This is a genomic window from Marinobacter alexandrii (genome assembly GCF_005871205.1).
Classification (GTDB): Bacteria; Pseudomonadota; Gammaproteobacteria; order Pseudomonadales; family Oleiphilaceae; genus Marinobacter; species Marinobacter alexandrii.
The window spans coordinates 1,260,625-1,278,772 of sequence record NZ_SWKM01000011.1; the positions used below are offsets into that span (position 1 = coordinate 1,260,625).

The following is an 18,148-nucleotide window of genomic DNA, read 5'->3' on the forward strand; positions in this document are numbered from 1 at the left end:
TGTGTCAACTACTAAACTCACCTGCCGGAGTTTAACAGACAGTTAGGACTTCGACACGTTCCTGTGAGTCAAGGTTCACGAAGCGGAAGCGAACGTTTAAATCATAGAGGTGCGCACCGTAAATTCGTTCCTCCTCCCGGCCTCGGCGGAACGAGGGCCGGGGGTCGTAACCGACCACATCTTCGATAAGGTTTCGCAGATCAGGGTATTCCTCGGGCGGGAGGGATCGGAGCTGCTGTTCGGCTTCTGGCAGGAAAGATACTGAGAGCCGCTCGGTGGGCGGGCTGTCGGCCCATCCCAGAGAAGCCTCGGGCACGGCGTCGGCAAACGGCAGGTAGGGCTTGATGTCGAGGATAGGGGTGCCGTCTATCAGGTCGTGATCGCTAATGTGCAGTATCAGTCGACCGTCTTTGCGACTGAGTCCCTGGTTCCTGACGACAGAAAGCCCCAAACTATTGGGTCGAAATGGCGATCGGCTGGCAAAGACTCCCATCTTGCGGTTGCCCCCCAGACGAGGTGGCCGGACCACTGGTCGCCACTCGGCACGAACCGCTTCGTGGAATTGAAAGGTGAGCCAGAGATGGGTGGCCGATTCCAGTCCCCGGAACGCATCCTCACGATCATAGGGCGCCTCGATCACAAGTTCCGCATGGGCGTAGCGGGTCAGGCCGGGTTGCCGAGGCACGCCAAACTTGTCACGAAAACAGGATCGAGTCAGGGCGATTGGCGAGAGTGTCAGGGCGTCCTGCGCGGGACGGGACGGATGTCGTGGCATAGTTAATCCAAATAAGGCCGCTCAAGGCTGCCGGAAAAGTACAATTCTATCCTGAAAAGCACCGATGCCCGATCCTTGAAGCTTTCGTCCCGCGGAAACTCCAGCGCCGGTATCAGTTCTGTGTACACCCAATCACTGTGCAAGCGGTACCGCCAGGTCAAGTCTGCAAAGGCTGAGGTGGAGCGCCAGGAGGGCTGGCTTTCGCCCAGAACCCCCAGTCGGGGCGTCAGGGTTGAGCGGTTGTTCAGTCGCTTATCGACACTGAAGATCTGGGCCGCCACGAACTTTCGATCCCGGTGTACCCACTCCAGTTCCGACGAAGATTGAAAGTACCAGCCGTTTCCGACCGACCTGCCAAAGCCAGCCCAGGTGCGTTCACCCCAGCCATCGCTGTGGTAATAATAGAAGCGCTGCTGGACGTGTAACAGCCAGTCGTCGTCCAGGCGCCATTTCTTTCGGGCGGTGGCTCGCCAGAAAGCGTCGGGTGGAAATCGTAGGCGAGCGCCTACATCGTTGGATAAGTTGATGGCATCGCCAATCTGGGTCAAATAGCGCAGGGCGCCGGTGGTGTCGGTGTCGGTGCGATCGGTTTCCGTCAATTGACGGTCTCGTTGCCGCTCTTCCAGTGGGATCAGCTCTTCGCTTTCACTCTCGATAACCAGACGCAGCTTGCGGCGAGTGGTTGGAATATCCAGCCGAAACCGGGCTTCCGGTTCGAATTGAAACGGCTCGCCGTACTCCGATTCGGTAGCGAAGCCAACACGGAGGTAGCTGGCATTGTTTGGAAGACCGTATTGGCTTCCCGATAAGGTGCGATCAGCCCACTGCCCCAGTCTTTCGATTTTCGGGTTTTGCGTCCGTCCCTGCAGCAACACCCAGTTGCTGAAGTTGAACCAGTAAGAATCCCTGGGTTCATCCCAATACTCGTCAGGCGAGAAAGTGTAGAAGGACTGTGGAAGGGCCTTGGGCGCCAGCACATCGGATACCGGGCGCTCCTGAACCCGAAACACTGGCTCGGCCGCCTGAGCGGGTGTCTGGAAGGAAAAGCATGCGGCGGCGATGCCTGTCAGCAGAGAGCGAGAGTAGCGGTCAGGCAAAATCCACCAACATCTTGTTATGCAATTCATGAACCTGACGCTCTACGTCAACGTGTGGGCGGTTGTTATCAATTATAGCGTCAGCCTTGGCACACCGCTGATCCCTGGGCATCTGTGCAGCAATAATTCGCTCTACCTGATCCCTTGAGTTGGCATCCCGCGCAACGGTGCGCTCAATCTGAACCTCAACCGGAACATCCACCACCAGGGCGTAATCCACGAGTTGGTGCTGATCGGTTTCAAACAACAGGGGAGAGACCAGGAGCACATAGGGCAGTGAGTAGTGTTCCGGCTTCAACTGGCGAATCAGCTCTTCCCGGATGATTGGATGCAGCAATGCTTCCAGCCATTTCCGCTCTTCTGGTGTTTCAAATACAATGGTCCGCAGCCGGGCCCGATCAAGGGCGCCCACCGCATCCAGTATGTCCGCACCAAAATGCTCGGCAATGGCTTTGAGTGCTGGTGTGCCCGGCTCAACCACTTCGCGGGCAACGTCGTCAGCGTCGACCCAGTGGACACCAAGATCCCCGAACATGCGCACAACGGTTGATTTGCCGGAACCGATACCGCCGGTAAGGCCTACAATTGCCATCAGTTAGACACCCAGAAAGCCAAACCAGAAACTCTGAATCTCGGTTCCGAACCAGAGGCACAGCAGGCCTGCAGCCGCCAGGTATGGCCCGAAAGGAATAGGCACCTCGCGGCCGTGTTTCTTGAAAATCATCAGGCTGATGCCCACCACCGCGCCGACCACGGACGACAGCAGAATCACTGCCGGCAGTAGCTGCCAGCCCAGCCAAGCGCCCAGCGCGGCCAGTAGCTTGAAGTCACCGTGGCCCATGCCTTCCTTGCCGGTCACCAGTTTGAATAACCAGTAAACTGACCACAGGGAGAGGTAGCCCCACACAGCGCCCCAGAAAGCACTGGTGAAGTCGGTCAGCACACCAAAGTAATTCAGCACCAGGCCCAACCAAAGCAGGGGTAGGGTAATGCTGTCCGGCAGCAGCTGGGTGTCGAAATCGATCACCGTCAATGCCACCAGGGACCACACCAACAACAACGACCACAGTGTGGCTTCGGTGGGCCCGAGCAGAGCGATGGTGGCAATGGAGAGTAGAGTGGTAATCGCTTCAATGATCGGGTAGCGGGGAGAGATGCCCGTCTTGCAGGAGGCGCACTTGCCGCCGAGGACCAGGTAACTAACCACCGGAATGTTCTCCCAGGCCCGAATAGTGTGGCCACAGGAGGGGCAGGTCGAAGCCGGTTTGGACAGGGTGATGCGTTCTTCCGGTTTTTTCTGGTTCTCAGGGAGTTCCAAGAATTCTTCGCACTGACAGCGCCAGTCCTGATGCATCATCTTCGGCAGGCGGAGGATGACCACATTTAGAAAGCTGCCAATACAGAGCGATAGCAGGGTGATGGACAGGAATAGTAGCCAGGGCGTCGCCAAAAATGTGTCTAGTGTGAGCATTGAGAGTCCATTAAAACGAGAAAGGCCGGGATACAGCGAGTAGCCCGGCCAGGATAGCTAGGAATAATTAACCGACAACCTGACCCATTTGGAAGATGGGAAGGTACATGGCAACAATGAGACCGCCTACTAAGACACCCAGGACGGACATGATCATCGGCTCCATGAGTGCGGTAAGGTTATCCACCATGTCATCAACGACTGCCTCGTAATGCTCAGCAACCTTCTGCAGCATCTCATCCAGGTTACCGGACTCCTCGCCAATGGCGGTGAGCTGGACGGCCATGACCGGGAAAATATCCTGTTGGCGCATGGCGACTTGAAGCTGGGTGCCGCTTGAAACATCGTTTTTTATACGATCAATGGCATCTCGATACACAGCATTGCCTGTGGCACCCGCCACTGAGTCCAGCGCATCTACAAGCGGAACACCGGCTGCAAAGGTTGTGGACAGGACGCGGCCAAATTTGGCCACGGCAGACTTATCGAGTATTTCGCCAACCACAGGCAGTTTTAAAACATACTTGTCAATGAAGTCAGAAAATTTCTGTGATCGTCGAATGGCTTCCTTAAAGAGAAAGATGGTGCCAACGATGCCAAGCAAAACCACGAACCACCAACTTTGCATCCACTCCGAAAGCCGGACCACAAACTGGGTGAATACTGGTAGCTCGGCGCCAAAGCCTTTGAACAGGCTTTCAAACTGAGGGACTACTTTAACGAGAAGAATCGCGGTCACGATGATGGCTACAACAACGACCGCAATTGGGTAGGTCATTGCTTTTTTGACTTTCTTCTTCAGCAATTCTGTCTTTTCAAGGTAGGTGGCAATCCGGTCCAGCATCTGTTCCAGTGCACCGGCTTTCTCACCGGAATCTACCAGATTGCAGTAGAGATCATCGAAATGTTTCGGGTGCTTGCTGAGCGCGCCGGCAAAACTGGTTCCTGACGAGATGTCATTGCGAATGCTCATCACCAGTTCCTGCAGCCCCTTGTTTTCAAGGCCATCCGCAACGATGTCAAAACTCTGCACTAGCGGGACGCCGGCTTTCATCATGGTTGCAAGCTGTCGGGTCAGCATCGCGATGTCAAAAGGCGTGATCCTTTTGCTGCCCCCGCCAAACAATGGCTTAGGTTTCTTCTTGACCTTGTCCGGAATAATTCCCTGCTTGCGAAGCTGCGCTTTGACCAGTGCCAGGTTCGATCCAGTGAGCTCGCCCTTGGATTTGTTTCCTTTCCGATCCTTGCCTTCCCAGACGTACGATTCCAGTTTTTGCGCTTTCTCTGCCATGCTTAATCCTTCGTGACCCGGTTGGCTTCTTCGAGGCTGGTGACACCCTCAATAACCTTCAAAAGCGCCGACTGACGCAAGTTTCTGAAGCCTTCGGCCTGAGCCTGCTGTGCGATTTTAATGGAGCTGGCCTCTTCCATAATCATGTTCGCCAGCTCGTCGGTGATCTTGACCACTTCGTAGATACCAACGCGGCCTTTATATCCACCATTGCATTTATCACAGCCTTTTGGGCGGTACAACGTGAAGCCTGTATCAATTTGTTCTTGTGTGAACCCTTCCTTCAAAAGTACGTCCTTGGGAATGTCCGTTGCCTGCTTGCAGCTACACAGGCGCCGGCCAAGGCGCTGGGCGATGATCAGGCTCACCGATGTTGCAATATTGAATGATGGCACACCCATGTTCATCATCCGTGTCAGTGTTTCGGCGGCACTGTTGGTGTGAAGGGTTGAAAGGACGAGGTGGCCGGTTTGGGCAGCCTTTATGGCAATGTTGGCGGTTTCAAGGTCTCGAATCTCGCCTACCATGATGACGTCGGGATCTTGTCGCAGGAATGCCCGCAGGGCTTCAGCGAAGCCAAGTCCGACCCGCGTATTCACGTTAACCTGGTTTATGCCTTCAAGGTTGATTTCCGCAGGGTCCTCGGCCGTCGAAATGTTGCGCTCATGAGTGTTCAGAATGTTGATACCGGTATAGAGAGAAACGGTCTTGCCCGAACCGGTCGGTCCAGTCACAAGAATCATGCCCTGCGGTTGTTCAAGAGCAGTCATATACATCTCTTTCTGGTCTTCTTCGTAACCCAGTACATCAATGCCGAGTTTGGCTTGGCTTGGGTCAAGAATCCGCAGCACGATCTTCTCACCCCAGAGGGTGGGGAGAGTGTTGACCCGGAAATCGATGGCTTTGGTTTTGGATAGCTTCATCTTGATGCGGCCATCCTGAGGTACGCGGCGTTCTGAAATGTCCAGCTGCGCCATGATCTTTACGCGCGCAGAAATTTTGGGGGCCAGTTTGATGGACGGTCGGGACACTTCTTTGAGGATGCCGTCGGTTCTGTAACGCACCCGGTAAGTCTTTTCGTACGGTTCGAAGTGAACATCGGAGGCGCCGCCACGAATGGCGTCAAGCAGCATTTTGTTGACGTACTTAACAATGGGGGCATCATCGACCTCAGTCGTGGAGACTGCGCCGTCGTCTTCCTGTTCGCCGCCCTCAGTCTCGACGCCTTCCAAATCGGCATCGTCGAGATCACCCATGGTGGTGTCTTGCGACTCGAGGTACTTGTCGATCGCCGCACGAAGTTTGGCGTCGTCGACCAGGACTGCATCGGTACTCAGGCCGGTATTAAACTTTATTTCGTCCAGCGCCTGAATGTTGGTCGGGTCAGACACGGCTATAAATAGGCGGTTGCCTCTCTTGTAGAGCGGTAAGGCATTGTGCTTTCGGATCAGTTTCTCATCGACAGTCTTCTCGGGCATCATTTCCGGCAAAAAGGAACTGAGATCCAGAACCGAAACCCCGAACTCCATTGCCGCAGAAAACGCCAGCCCACTACTGTTTGCAAGATTATTCTGTACCAAATAGGTGATCAGGGGGGTGCGGTTCTGGGAAGCTTGAAGAAACGCGTCTTTCGCCGTTGCTTCATCCAGCAGGCCGTCGTCCACGAAGCGTCTTGCGAGACCGGTGAGCGTTACATTGCTGTTGTTGGTAGCCATAAATAGAGTAAGAAGTGCCGCCTAAGTTATTGAAACCGGTGTTTCGTCTGTTGAACTGAGTTTAGATGGCTACCGGGATTTTGGGAAGGCATTCGCAGGATTCGTCGTTTGAATGTCGCGATATCAGGTGCACGCTGACTTCCGAGGGACAGATTAAGTGACGTTCAGCGTCACCAAGTGACATTTTCCGGTGAGCGTCGACCAGGTTTCGTATCATTATTCTGAGCGGAATTCGTTCTTAATATCATGAAATTAAATGGTTTGTTGTGCGATTTCAGAGTTGGCATGTTGAGTGCATTCACATGGCTAGGCTCACCAAGCCGGTCATGGGGCAAGGCTCCATCGGTCCCGGGCCGTCAAGAGTTGATAACCGACAAACACAGAGGTCGACCATGAAAAATATGAACATCAACCACGCCCAAAAGGGTTTCACACTGATCGAATTGATGATCGTTGTTGCGATCATCGGTATCTTGGCCGCTGTAGCTATTCCTCAGTACCAGGATTATACAGCGCGCTCTCAGGTGACTCGTGTCGTAGGTGAAGTGAGTGCACTGAAATCAAATGTTGAGAGTATCTTCAACAGCGGCGGCCAAATTGGTCTTGCAGACGATTTGACAACTACCCCGCGCACTATTTCTATCGGCTGGACTGGCTCTAACCTTGTCACTCCTCCTCTTGCGATCACTAACCCTGCAGCAGCCAACGTTTCTTGGGCGGCTACCCTGGGCACTGACGCGTCGAACGCAGTCGCAGGTGCAGTAATTACTATTACCCGCGCTATCGACGGCAGCTACAGCTGTCAGATCACTAACGGCCCGACAGCTAATGGTTGGAAAGACTCCTACGCACCTGCTGGCTGCCCGCACAGCTAATCAGGGCCTGTTCAAAGCGTCATAGCTGAGAACAGCAATAAAAAACCCCGCTCAAGAGCGGGGTTTTTTATTTTTGGGTAAGCTGTTTGGCTTTAGGTCAATTAAGGAGGCGGTGAGTGGCTTCATCTGATCAGAGAATGCGAGTTGATCATAAGATCAGCCGAAGCGCGAGAGTGTTTTCGCATGCCTTTCTTGTGCCGTTATTTTGCTCCATTTTTTTGAGTGCCCTATTCTCAGACTTTATTCCCACTGCCTTCGGAGCTTACGCCGATCAGAGGTTCTTCCAGTGCCTCCTGATGGTCGTTGTCATTGTTGCTAGTCTTTTGTGGTCAGATATCACTGTCGCAGATGAAGAGTTGGTAGTGAGTATCTGGCCTAATCTCCTCATTGCTGCCGGCTTCCTGGTTCTGTCCGTTCCTTATGCTTTCAGTGCATTCAACTGGGTTGAGCCGGGACTATTTGCCATCTATTTTCTGGCTTTCGCGGTTCTGGGATGGCGAATCCGGGGGTTGGATATCTCTCGGTATGCAGTTGAGTTATTTGTCATCGTTGCGGCGATCGCCTGTTTTTTTTACGCAGCCATGACCATGACTGTGTATCTTTTTGCCATTACTGATCGATTTTCCGAGCTAACGGATGTGATTCCCTGGGGCTTCGTGAACATGCGCTATTGGAGCCACCTGGCGACTTGGTTATTGCCCATTATGCCGCTTGCGTTACTGGTAGGGCCCTTCGTTGATAACAGGAAGTGGCAATGGTGTGTCAGCTTTAGCGCTGCTATCTGGTGGTGGATGGTTTTTATGACCACGGCACGGGGTACCATGCTGGGTCTGGCGCTCGCTGTAGTGGTCGCGATCCTTTTCTTTGGGAAAATGCTCATCCCGTGGGCGAGAATTTTCGGCCGGTTCATCTTGTTCGGCGGTATCGCTTGGGTGTTGCTATCAGTGCTGATCCCAAGCTTCGTCTTCGAAGAGGTGACTGTTCGGAGCCTCCACTCTGACAGTTCTGGGCGGCTTCCGCTTTGGCGAGAGGCCTGGCTCATGAGTTTCCAGAATTTTCCCTGGGGTCTGGGGCCACAATCCTGGCTTACTCATGAGTCTATATCCGGTCAGGATCAGCTCAAAATAAAGCTGGGGCACCCACATAATATGTATCTTATGTGGGCGGCGGAATACGGTTGGTTGGTAATTGCCGCGATATTCGTGCTAGTCATGCGTTTCATAAAGAACTTGCTGGTACGGGCAGGGCAGCTCCGGTTTGACCCTGCCGAATCGCCTACGGGGTTAGTAGTTTTGACGGTTTCTGCGGTCGCCGGCATGATCCATGCTGGGGTTTCGGCTGTGTTCATCGTTCCGGCCTCTATGCTGGTTGGCCTGTGTGTCTTGAGTTTGTTTTGGGCGTTATCAACGCCGTCGGCAGACGTAGTCTCACCTTCGGACCCAACAAAAACCGAGGGTCTCAGGGGGAGCGTGTTCAGAATGACTCTTGCTGCAGTTGTATTGTCAGCAGGGGCACTTTGGGTCAAAGAGGTCTGGGATTATCATCAGGCGATGGAGGCGGATCTGGTCCGTTACGAACAAGGCTCTTATGCCCCTTTCTTCCCTCGTTTCTGGTTCCACGGAAATTTCCCGCGTATCGAGCAGGGCGCTGGCCCGGCCTTTGCTAAAGATTAGATGAAGTCGGGATGCGGGAATGAAAAGAATGACTAAAAACGTTGAGGGCTTTACGCTGATTGAATTGATGATTGTCGTGGCAATCATAGGCATTCTAGCTGCCATTGCGATCCCCTCTTACCAGGGGCACGTTATGAAAACCCAAGTAAATCGAGCGCTTGGGGAGCTGGCTGCCTATAAATCACCTGTGGAAGAGAGTCTTGCTCGCGGTGGGGCTGTCGGTAACAATGATATTGGCTATGTGTCGTCGTCATTAACCACGGGTGTGATGACGACAGACATCGCAGTGATAAATGCTGACGGATCTGGTCACCTTGAAGTGACCATGGGGGGCAACGCTCATCGTGATCTGGCAGGGCTTGTCATTCGATTGCAGCGCTCGGTCTCGGGCGATTGGCAGTGCATCATTGACAGCTCCGGTGCCAATGCCTGGCGGGATGCCTACAGTCCAGCCAGCTGTGCTGTTATCTAAACTCATATAGCCCTTAGATTTCGACTTCCTCGAATAAGTCCGGCACTGTTGCCTGCCAACCGAACCTTTCCTGAATACGCCGGCGCATCAGGTCGCTGGCAACGGGTTCTCCATGGGTCACAAAAACCTTTTCGGGCTGGACGGTACCCTGTTCAAGCCATGTGAGGATCTCGTTGTAATCGCCATGGGCCGACAGGGAGTCCAGGTTGTGAATGTCAGCCTTGACTGGCCAGTATTCACCGTGGATTTTTACCGATTCCGCTCCGTTTACCAGAGCATCTCCTCGCGTCCCCGGTGCCTGAAAGCCCGCAAAGACAATGCTGTTCCTTGGGTTTGGAAGCAGTGTTTTGAGGTGATGCAGAACGCGTCCTCCACTGGCCATGCCGCTAGCCGAGATGATAACGCAGGGATACCGTACCGCGCCCAGGCGTATGGATTCTTCAACAGTGCGGACAAACTCGGTATTTCGGTCAATTAATTCGCACTGTGCGATGCTCAATTTGTGCTCTTTGTTGTGGCGGCAGAAAATCTCCGTCGCCTTGATGGCCATCGGGCTGTTCAGGAACACGGGCAGTTTGGGTATCTTTCCGTCAGCCATGATCTTGTGAATCACATAAAGCAGCATTTGGGCGCGTCCCACCGCAAATGCGGGGATCAGTACAATGCCCCCGCGGCCAGCGGTACGAGATATGATCTCCGACAGTGTTTGTTCCGGATCGCTGTCCTCATGCAAGCGATCTCCGTAAGTGGATTCGCACACCAGTACGTTTGCACTGTGGATGGGCTCAGGTGAGCGCATGATGATGTCCTTTTGACGTCCCACATCTCCGCTAAAAACCACCGTTCGACCAGTGGAGGCTTCGCTGACGTGCACGCAGGAGGAGCCAAGAATGTGGCCTGCAGGTGTGAATGTCACTTGCATGCCCTTTGCCGGCTCAAAAGGCTTGTGGTAGTGCAGGGGCTCAAACTGCTCCAGAGCTTTTCTTGCATCCTTTTCCGTGAATAATGGCTCCGGCTTTTCATGCTTGGAGTATTTCTTCCGGTACGCATACTTGGCTTCTTCCTCCTGCAGGAAGCCGGCATCCGGGAGTAATACCTCGCACAATTCATAAGTGGCTTTCGTGCAGTATATTTTGCCTTTGAAGCCGTTTTTTACGAGAGCTGGCAAATAGCCGGAGTGATCGATGTGCGCATGGGTCAGTACCACCGCATTTATTGTTGAAGGGTCAACGGGAAAGGCGGCCCAATTTCGGCGACGAAGATTTTTGACTCCCTGATACATCCCACAGTCCACCAGCAGTCTGTGCTTGTCGTCAGAAAGTAAATATCTTGAGCCGGTAACTGTACCTGTTGCACCAAGAAATCGAAGTTTCATGGGAACACCTGTCTGATTATTTGCCGTGAAATGTTATTATCGCCCGCTTACGTGTTTGAAGTTTTGATCTAAAGCAGGAAGCGTGGTCTATGGAATACAGCTCTGTTCTCCGTGATGTCATCAAAGTTGCAGATGAGGCGAGCAAACGTGTCCTCCATATCTACCAGTCCGACTTTAAGGTTAGCTACAAAGACGACAGCTCACCTATAACCGCAGCGGACATAGCGAGCCATGAGGAGATCGCGAGAGGCCTCCGAAATATCAGTCATGACATCCCCATTCTGTCGGAAGAAGGACAGGAAATTGGCTGGGAGGAGCGCAAGCACTGGCGTCGTTTCTGGTTAATAGATCCGATTGATGGCACCAAGGATTTCACGCAGCGCACCGGTGAGTTTACCGTAAACATTGCCCTGATAGAGGATGGTGAGCCGGTTATGGGTGTGGTTACTGCGCCGGCGGCAAAGGAAGCCTATTGGGGCGTAAAGGGCCAGGGCGCTCACAAGCGTGACCGCACCGGGGCGGTTCATCGCATTAGTGTTTCAGAGCCAAAGGCGGTTAAGCGGGTGGTCGCCAGCAAAAACCACCTGAATGAGGAGACAAGAGCTTACATTGCAGCGTTAGGGGACCACGAATTGGTTCAGGCCGGTAGCTCCCTGAAGCTATGTCGCATCGCTGAGGGGCGGGCCGATATTTATCCGCGCCTCGGGCCCACTAGTGAGTGGGATACGGCTGCAGCACACGCAGTGCTTGCCGCCGCGGGAGGCAAGGTGGAAAAGCTCAATGGTGAGCCGCTTCTTTACGGCAAAGAAGATATTTTGAACCCGCACTTTATTGCCTTTGGTCGAAAATAAGCATGAGCTGGTACGCAGTTCAGTACAAGCCGGCGCAAGGTGATCGGGCCCTGACTCATCTCCAGAATCAGGAAATTCCCTGCTTTTACCCGAAGGTGCCGGTAGAAAGGATAAAGGGTGGTAAGAGAAGTCAAAACCTGGAGCCATTATTCCCTGGTTATCTCTTTGTAAATCTTGAGCAAACGGACTCTGCGTGGTCGAAATTACGCTCTACTCGTGGTGTTCTCCGAGTGGTTGGGTTTGCGAACAAGCCTGCGAAAATTTCGGATGAATTGATTCAGCACATCAAGGACAGCCTGGATAAGGTGGCTGCGCAGGGGGGGATCCAATCAGGGAGCCAGGTGCAGTTGACGGAAGGGCCGTTTGGAGGTCTCAGCGCGATTTTCCAGGCTTACGATGGTGAAGAACGCGCCATAGTGTTTATCAACTTTATGCAGAAGCAGCAGCGCATAAGTGTTCCGGTGGCAGCGATAAAGCGATAAAGGCTGGCAGTCTGATCCGGGATGGTTTTCCGTTCCAGCAAATCAACAGGTTAATACTTAAATGAAACATGGTGGACTTTGAATGACGCACAATGAAAACCCTAGCCGAACACGTCACGACGACGAGATTAGCCTGGTTGATCTCGCGTCAACATTTTTGCGGCGTAGGCGGGTGTTTTATGCTGTTTTCCTGGTAACGATACTTGCTGGTCTCGGATATGCCATTTTAACCCCCGCAAAGTTCGAATACGTCAGCTTGGTGAAAGTGGCGGAAAAAGGTTCTGGTGAGTATTTAGACGAACCCTTAAGTATTATTGCGGAGCTTGAAAATCATTGGGTGCCGGAGCTCGAAGCTGCCTACCGAACGGAACATGAGAAACGGCTCCAGTTTGGAGTGACTTTTGCTAACCCTGAAGATACGGGGTTGGTTCGAATAGTAACAGAAGCACCGGCAGCCCAAGCGAAAACAGTTGAAAAAATCCATGGCGAGTTAATGAGGCGGCTGGAGAAATCGCAAGTAGCCGCTGTATCCAGCCTTCGGGAAAAACTCGAGAAGCGGATCGAGTCACTGGATGCGACTGTAGAGATGCTTCGTGGGGCTGAAGATGCAGGGGCTTCGATGGCTTCAGCAATTGAGCAGTTGGCGTCACTCGAAAATGAGTTAGCGTCGATTGAGCCTGTAGAGTTGTTAGTTGTTAGTCGGCAGAGTGCCGATCCTACAGGGCCCGCCAAGAGCCTGATCGTGACCCTGGCTGGTCTGCTCGGGTTGCTGGCAGGAACATTTCTAGCTTTTTTTGCAGAATTTGCCGCGCTCGTACGGGAGCAAATGGCTGAAGCCTGAATTTATCGGCAGCGCTATCCAGGCTGTAACAAGTTGTTACGTGCATACCCCCGACTGTAGTGTTTTTACGCCCGCTGTAACTTGTTCTGCGCACTGAGTGCCGTAGAATCGGCGCCGCGCAACACAGATGGCTAATCCGTCGACGGGGGGTGGCCTTTTTTCTCAATCTGTCAAAAAATTCCTGTCATCCGGAACAACAACACTTTCATGGCCATAAAGCACTGGACTCTGGTCGGTGGGGCGGTAGCGTGCCTGGTATCCCTTTCGGTTTCTGCAGCTCCATGGCTCGCGCCTGGTGATGCAAGGGCCCGCTTCTCGGCTCAAAAACTATCCGACCGAGGGCACTTCAATCGCACTGTGACCACATGGCCGTTGATGTGGGGTGCGGTTCATAATGGCTTGGAGACCAGTGTGGGTTCCGACCAGTCGTCGGTGGGAACAGCTGTAGCCTATCTCCGCTTCGAACAGGAACAGCAGGCAGGGCAAGGTTTCCGGGGCGAGTACAGTCTCTACGGCAGTACCGAAATCCCAGCAACGCGTGGGTTTGATCAGAACCCCCTGGCGAAAGCCGGGACAGCAGTGGATCTGCAATGGCAAGGTGAAGTCTGGGCGTTAGGCATAAAGCCAGCCATTGCGGGTGAAACTGATGATGGCGAAGAGTTCCGCTTGGATGGCTCCTACGTTGCAGCAACCGCAGGCAACTGGGTATTTGGTGCTGGAGCCATTGATCGCTGGTGGGGGCCTGGCTGGCAGTCTAGCCTTATTCTCTCCAATAACGCCCGCCCAATGCCGGCCATCTGGCTCAATCGCAATGACAGCCGTGCGCCGGAGATCAAATGGCTAAATTGGATCGGGCCGTGGCAGTTCACAGCCTTTGCTGGCCAATACGAGAGTGAAAGGGCTGTACCGGACGCAAAACTGGTAGGAATGCGACTCACCCTTCGCCCAATCAACGGGCTGGATATCGGCTTGTCACGAGCTATTATGCTCGGTGGCGAAGGCCGCCCGGAAAATGGGTCCACGCTTTGGAATGCTCTTATCGGTCGGGATAATGGTCAGCTCGAAGAGGATGATCCCGGCAACCAGCTCGCCAGCATCGACGGCCGCTACGGTTTCGCGGTGGGCCAACAGGCCATGGGCATCTACGCCCAGATGATGGGGGAGGACGAAGCAGGTGCTTTTCCGGCTCGAAAGTCTTGGCTTGTTGGGGCAGACTGGACCACGCAGCTTCTTGATGCAGATCAGCAATGGTTCCTTGAATACACCAATACCTTAGCTGATGACTTTCTGGGCGATGCCATGCCCAACATCACCTACGACCACTCTCGCTATCGTTCTGGCTACCGCTATTACGGCCGCAGTATGGCAGCCAGCTTCGATGGTGATTCGGAAGCGGTTACCTTAGGTGCCTTTAACTTTTTCGACAACGGCGCATACGTATCCACCAAGGTAACCTACGCTCGGCTTAACAAGGAGGGCGTCTCCCGAACCGTTGTTCCAAGCGACGATATTTTTTATACCGTACCCGCGGTTGATCAGGACGTAGCAATGCTTGATCTAGGGTATGGAAGGCCCCTGCTTAATGGTTGGCTAGACCTGAGCCTCCAGGCCACCGACAAGAAAATTCAGTACCTGGGAGGTGAGAAAGACCAATGGTCTCTGGGTGCTACCTGGACTTACCGTTTCTAAATTGATCGACCTTAATACACTGAGCTTAGTATCTTGAATATAAAAGGTTTTTCATTCTACCTGACGTTGCTGCTTCCAATGGCCGTGGGTGCCCAGTCCATCAGTAAGTCTCAGATTGAGCAGTTCCAGAATCTGCCAAGAGCACAGCAGGAAGCCCTGGCCAGCCAGTATGGTGTGGACCTGGACAGTCTCCAATCATCAGGCCAGAGTTCTCAGCGCCCTCGAGAAGTGCAAGTCGTGGAGCCGGTATACAGCGACACGGACGAAGAGAAGGACAAGGCGCGCGAGGAGAAACCCGAAGATCAGGAGGCCTCGGATGAAAAAGGCGGCCTTAAGCCCTATGGCTATGATCTCTTCAGGGGGAACCCAACCACTTTCGCACCGGTGACTGAAATTCCGATCCCTTCGGAGTACACCCTTGGCCCGGGCGATGTATTACGTATCCAACTCTGGGGCAAGGAAAACCAGAATCTGGAATTGCCTGTCAGCCGGGATGGCACTATCAGCTTTCCTCAATCCGGCCCGATGCGTGTGGCAGGGCTGAGCTTTGATGAAACCCGACAGCAGATAAGCAAGAAGGTTTCTGCGCAATACATTGGCGTTCAAGTGAGCGTATCCCTTGGCGAGCTGCGCAGTATGCGAGTATTTGTACTTGGCGAGGCCCGTAATCCCGGGTCCTACTCAGTTAGTTCTCTATCAACCATCACCAATGCACTGTACGTTTCCGGTGGCATTAAACAGAGCGGGTCCTTACGAAACCTTCAGCACAAACGTGACGGCAAGTTAGTTGGCACACTGGATCTTTATGACCTTCTGCTCAAGGGTGACAGTTCGGGCGATAACCGCTTACAACCCGGCGATGTCATCTTCATTCCGCCGGTCGGCAAGCGTGCTGGAATTGAAGGTGAAGTCTACCGCCCCGCGCTGTATGAATTGAAAAATGCGAACACCTTGGCAGACCTGGTTCGCATGGCCGGCGGCCTTACGCCCCAGGCCTATCCTCAGCGCATTAATATTGAACGTAACAATGAAGATTTCCTGCGTATTCTTGCCGAGGCGGATTACACCGCCACGAAAGGAAAAAGTGCGCGAATTCAGGCGGGTGACACCGTCACCATTCCGTCTATCTCGGATATAACCGGTCAGTTTGTCGAGGTCAGCGGTGCGGCGACACGCCCCGGCCGCTTTGCCTGGATGCCGGGTATGCGCGTGAGTTCGGTGATCAAGCACCTGAACGCAGATCTGGCCCCGGTCGCCGATCAACGCTATGCGGCCATAGTACGCACCGACAAAGTGACAGACACTATATCCGTTCTGAATCTGCGCCTAAGAAAAGCAGTACAGAATCCAGGTAGTCCGTTTGACCTTCGGTTGGAGGAGAGAGATCAATTGCTGATTTTCTCCGATGCCGGGAAAATTGAGGTCGGTGAAGAAAGCGAAGAAGATGACCGAAACGACACGCGGGAAAGCCTGTTTTCACCGGTGCTTCAACGACTCAAAAGCCAGGCAACACCCTCTGCGCCGCAAAAGACCATTCGCATTACCGGGCCCGTTCGTTATCCGGGAGAGTACCCCATGCCAGCCTCACGGTCGCTGGCAGATGCGATATTTGTGGCAGGTGGCCTCAAGGATTCTGCGTTTCTCTATAGCGCAGAAATTGCCCGTTACACGACAGATCAAAACGGCATAGGTACAACCGATATCCTCAGCTTGAACCTGGCGGAGGCCATGGCCGGAATTGGCAGCGTGGCCCTCCAGAGCCGAGACAGGATTCTAATCAAATCCATACCGAACTTTGCCACAACCAGCACCATCGAGTTGAAAGGTGAAGTGCGTTACCCAGGCGAATACACTTTTCGGGATGGCGAAACCCTCAGGCAAGTCATCGGGCGGGCAGGCGGCCTGACTGAGAACGCGTTCCCGACCGGTGCTGTATTTACGCGGGCCAAACTGCGCCAGCTGGAGGCGCAGCGTTTGCGGGAAGCGAAAGAACGTCTACAGGGTGACCTCCTCGGCGTGCAGCTTGAGGGGGATGGATTCGGTGGTCAAAGCGGTGATCGGGTCAAACAGGTTGAGAGTCTTCTGGAAGACGTTCAGAGCAGTCGAGCGGTCGGCCGAATGGTGGTCGACTTGTCGGCCGTGTTAAATGATGATGACTACCAATCGATTCAGCTTCAGGATGGCGACACGCTAACCGTTCCAAAAATTCCGCAGGCTGTTACCGTGTTCGGCGAGGTTCAATTTCCTACCAGCCATTTGCACCAGGCTGGTTTAACTGTCGATGATTATCTGGAGCGCTCCGGCGGTCCAACGCGCCAGGCAGATGAAAGCAGGGTGTATGTTGTAAAAGCAGACGGGTCCGTAATTCTGCCAGAAAAAAGCCGGTGGTTTGGTACAAGAAGCCAGCAGTTGGAGCCCGGTGACACGATTATCATGCCTATCGACGTTGACCGACTTAATCAGCTCGAGTTGTGGACAAACGTCAGTCAGATCGTTTACCAGATGGCACTTGGTGCAGCGGCAGTAGGGAATCTTTGATGACCCAATATGAAAAAATCCCAGGTACGTTTGGCAATCTCGAAGAAGACGAAATTGATCTGCGCCAGTTGTTCGCCATCCTATGGTCTGGCAAGTGGTTGATTATTGCCATCACCTTCTTGTTCGCTGTTGGCGGAGTCGCATACGCTATCTATCAACCAAACATCTATCAGTCCACCGTGTTGATGGCGCCTGCCAACGATGACAATACTATGGGGGGCATTTCGGGCCAGCTTGGTGGTTTGGCCAGTCTCGCAGGTATCAGTCTTGGCAGTGGTCGTTCCAATCAAACAGTTATCGCCAAGGAAGTGCTCCGCTCCCGCGCGTTCCTGGCTAGCTTTATTGATCGCCATAACTTGGCAGCTCCTCTAATGGCGGCGAAGGGCTGGCGCCCCAATTTAAGTAAGTGGCAATTTGACCGGGACATATACGATCCTGAAACGGGAAAATGGTTGCAGGACGAAGAAGGCAAAAGTCTGAAGCCTACAGACTGGGATCTGGTTAAGGTCTTCAAAAATAACCACGTCAGTATCAGTGAAAACCAGGAGAGTGGCTTAGTCACGCTTAGTATAAAAAGCCTTTCTCCGGAGGTCGCTAGACAGTGGGCTGAATGGTTGGTACAGGACATTAACGATCACATGCGTAGAGAAGATGTGGCCCGTGCCGAAGCACGGATTGCTTATCTTGAAGACAAACTAAGCGACGCTAATATTGCTGGTATGCAGCAAGTTTTCTATCAGCTCATAGAGAGCGAAACTCGCACAGTGATGCTCGCCAATGCTCAGCAAGAGTATGTGTTCAAGACGATTGATCCAGCGGTGGTTCCTCAGGAGCCGAGTGAACCTAAGCGAGCTTTGATTGTTGCATTTGCCACTTTGCTTGGTGGTATGTTTGGCGTTCTTATTGTGTTCATTCGAGCCGCCTTAAAAGGCAGCACTGAATCAGCAAAAGAGACTAATCCAGAGGCTGAAGCCTCATAATCTCAATTCTATTCCCCTCAAAT

16 protein-coding genes are annotated in these 18,148 nt (G+C 53.3%); 9 read left to right on the top strand and 7 right to left on the bottom strand.

Going from position 1 to position 18,148, the window contains the following annotated elements; genetic code table 11:
- Positions 1-31: 31 nt before the first annotated feature.
- The 6 genes from tsaA to pilB all read right to left on the bottom strand — a co-directional run bounded on the left by tsaA (position 32) and on the right by pilB (position 6,349).
- Positions 32-775 carry a tRNA (N6-threonylcarbamoyladenosine(37)-N6)-methyltransferase TrmO gene (gene tsaA / locus FCS96_RS06230; RefSeq protein WP_138439333.1) on the bottom strand — a complete coding sequence of 248 codons (744 nt, stop codon included), beginning with the start codon at positions 773-775 and terminating at the stop codon, positions 32-34.
- 2 nt (positions 776-777) lie between these two features.
- Entirely contained in the window at positions 778-1,872 is a 1,095-nt protein-coding gene (locus tag FCS96_RS06235) for a hypothetical protein (protein WP_138439334.1), read from the bottom strand.
- A complete protein-coding gene (gene coaE / locus FCS96_RS06240; protein ID WP_138439335.1) occupies positions 1,865-2,464 on the bottom strand; it encodes a dephospho-CoA kinase in 600 nt (199 codons plus the stop codon). Before coaE ends, FCS96_RS06235 begins: the two co-directional genes overlap by 8 nt.
- A 3-nt stretch (positions 2,465-2,467) precedes the next feature.
- Positions 2,468-3,343, bottom strand: coding sequence for a prepilin peptidase (locus FCS96_RS06245; protein ID WP_138439336.1), 876 nt, complete (start codon positions 3,341-3,343; stop codon positions 2,468-2,470).
- 67 nt (positions 3,344-3,410) lie between these two features.
- Positions 3,411-4,634: a type II secretion system F family protein gene (locus tag FCS96_RS06250; protein WP_138439337.1), complete on the bottom strand. Its 1,224-nt coding sequence runs from the start codon at positions 4,632-4,634 to the stop codon at positions 3,411-3,413.
- A gap of 2 nt (positions 4,635-4,636) precedes the next feature.
- Positions 4,637-6,349: a type IV-A pilus assembly ATPase PilB gene (gene pilB, locus FCS96_RS06255; RefSeq protein WP_138439338.1), complete on the bottom strand. Its 1,713-nt coding sequence runs from the start codon at positions 6,347-6,349 to the stop codon at positions 4,637-4,639.
- A 401-nt stretch (positions 6,350-6,750) separates the two neighbouring features.
- Between pilB and FCS96_RS06260 the strand changes: the two genes are divergently transcribed.
- The 3 genes from FCS96_RS06260 to FCS96_RS06270 all read left to right on the top strand — a co-directional run bounded on the left by FCS96_RS06260 (position 6,751) and on the right by FCS96_RS06270 (position 9,369).
- The gene (locus tag FCS96_RS06260; RefSeq protein ID WP_212747054.1) at positions 6,751-7,224 is read left to right on the top strand and encodes a pilin; all 474 of its coding nucleotides are present in this window, start codon (positions 6,751-6,753) and stop codon (positions 7,222-7,224) included.
- Between the two features lie 116 nt (positions 7,225-7,340).
- A complete protein-coding gene (locus tag FCS96_RS06265) occupies positions 7,341-8,897 on the top strand; it encodes an O-antigen ligase family protein (RefSeq protein WP_138439340.1) in 1,557 nt (518 codons plus the stop codon).
- A gap of 28 nt (positions 8,898-8,925) precedes the next feature.
- Complete coding sequence (locus FCS96_RS06270; RefSeq protein ID WP_138439341.1) at positions 8,926-9,369, top strand: pilin; 444 nt, start codon at positions 8,926-8,928, stop codon at positions 9,367-9,369.
- A 13-nt stretch (positions 9,370-9,382) separates the two neighbouring features.
- Here FCS96_RS06270 and FCS96_RS06275 read toward each other — a convergent pair whose 3' ends face one another.
- Positions 9,383-10,744: an MBL fold metallo-hydrolase gene (locus FCS96_RS06275; protein WP_138439342.1), complete on the bottom strand. Its 1,362-nt coding sequence runs from the start codon at positions 10,742-10,744 to the stop codon at positions 9,383-9,385.
- A gap of 89 nt (positions 10,745-10,833) precedes the next feature.
- On the opposite strand from FCS96_RS06275, the gene cysQ reads away from it, so the two are divergent.
- The 6 genes from cysQ to FCS96_RS06305 all read left to right on the top strand — a co-directional run bounded on the left by cysQ (position 10,834) and on the right by FCS96_RS06305 (position 18,125).
- Positions 10,834-11,595, top strand: coding sequence for a 3'(2'),5'-bisphosphate nucleotidase CysQ (gene cysQ, locus FCS96_RS06280; protein ID WP_138439343.1), 762 nt, complete (start codon positions 10,834-10,836; stop codon positions 11,593-11,595).
- Positions 11,596-11,597: 2 nt separating this feature from the next.
- Positions 11,598-12,077 (top strand): transcription/translation regulatory transformer protein RfaH, encoded by a 480-nt coding sequence (rfaH, locus tag FCS96_RS06285; RefSeq protein ID WP_138439344.1) that lies wholly within the window; start codon positions 11,598-11,600, stop codon positions 12,075-12,077.
- Positions 12,078-12,159: 82 nt separating this feature from the next.
- Entirely contained in the window at positions 12,160-12,918 is a 759-nt protein-coding gene (locus FCS96_RS06290; protein ID WP_138439345.1) for a Wzz/FepE/Etk N-terminal domain-containing protein, read from the top strand.
- Between the two features lie 411 nt (positions 12,919-13,329).
- On the top strand, positions 13,330-14,607 hold the full coding sequence (locus FCS96_RS06295; protein ID WP_323053722.1) for a capsule assembly Wzi family protein: 1,278 nt from the start codon (positions 13,330-13,332) through the stop codon (positions 14,605-14,607).
- Positions 14,608-14,685: 78 nt separating this feature from the next.
- The gene (locus FCS96_RS06300) at positions 14,686-17,145 is read left to right on the top strand and encodes an SLBB domain-containing protein (protein ID WP_138439663.1); all 2,460 of its coding nucleotides are present in this window, start codon (positions 14,686-14,688) and stop codon (positions 17,143-17,145) included.
- Positions 17,145-18,125, top strand: coding sequence for a Wzz/FepE/Etk N-terminal domain-containing protein (locus FCS96_RS06305; RefSeq protein ID WP_138439347.1), 981 nt, complete (start codon positions 17,145-17,147; stop codon positions 18,123-18,125). Before FCS96_RS06300 ends, FCS96_RS06305 begins: the two co-directional genes overlap by 1 nt.
- Positions 18,126-18,148 lie beyond the last annotated feature (23 nt).

Bases quoted from the DNA above. Each gene is read 5' to 3' on its own strand.
- tsaA (WP_138439333.1), bottom strand. From the start codon at position 775: ATGCCACGACATCCGTCCCGTCCCGCGCAGGACGCCCTGACACTCTCG.
- coaE (WP_138439335.1), bottom strand. From the start codon at position 2,464: ATGGCAATTGTAGGCCTTACCGGCGGTATCGGTTCCGGCAAATCAACC.
- FCS96_RS06245 (WP_138439336.1), bottom strand. From the start codon at position 3,343: ATGCTCACACTAGACACATTTTTGGCGACGCCCTGGCTACTATTCCTG.
- FCS96_RS06250 (WP_138439337.1), bottom strand. From the start codon at position 4,634: ATGGCAGAGAAAGCGCAAAAACTGGAATCGTACGTCTGGGAAGGCAAG.
- pilB (WP_138439338.1), bottom strand. From the start codon at position 6,349: ATGGCTACCAACAACAGCAATGTAACGCTCACCGGTCTCGCAAGACGC.
- FCS96_RS06260 (WP_212747054.1), top strand. From the start codon at position 6,751: ATGAACATCAACCACGCCCAAAAGGGTTTCACACTGATCGAATTGATG.
- FCS96_RS06270 (WP_138439341.1), top strand. From the start codon at position 8,926: ATGACTAAAAACGTTGAGGGCTTTACGCTGATTGAATTGATGATTGTC.
- FCS96_RS06275 (WP_138439342.1), bottom strand. From the start codon at position 10,744: ATGAAACTTCGATTTCTTGGTGCAACAGGTACAGTTACCGGCTCAAGA.
- cysQ (WP_138439343.1), top strand. From the start codon at position 10,834: ATGGAATACAGCTCTGTTCTCCGTGATGTCATCAAAGTTGCAGATGAG.
- rfaH (WP_138439344.1), top strand. From the start codon at position 11,598: ATGAGCTGGTACGCAGTTCAGTACAAGCCGGCGCAAGGTGATCGGGCC.
- FCS96_RS06290 (WP_138439345.1), top strand. From the start codon at position 12,160: ATGACGCACAATGAAAACCCTAGCCGAACACGTCACGACGACGAGATT.
- FCS96_RS06300 (WP_138439663.1), top strand. From the start codon at position 14,686: ATGGCCGTGGGTGCCCAGTCCATCAGTAAGTCTCAGATTGAGCAGTTC.
- FCS96_RS06305 (WP_138439347.1), top strand. From the start codon at position 17,145: ATGACCCAATATGAAAAAATCCCAGGTACGTTTGGCAATCTCGAAGAA.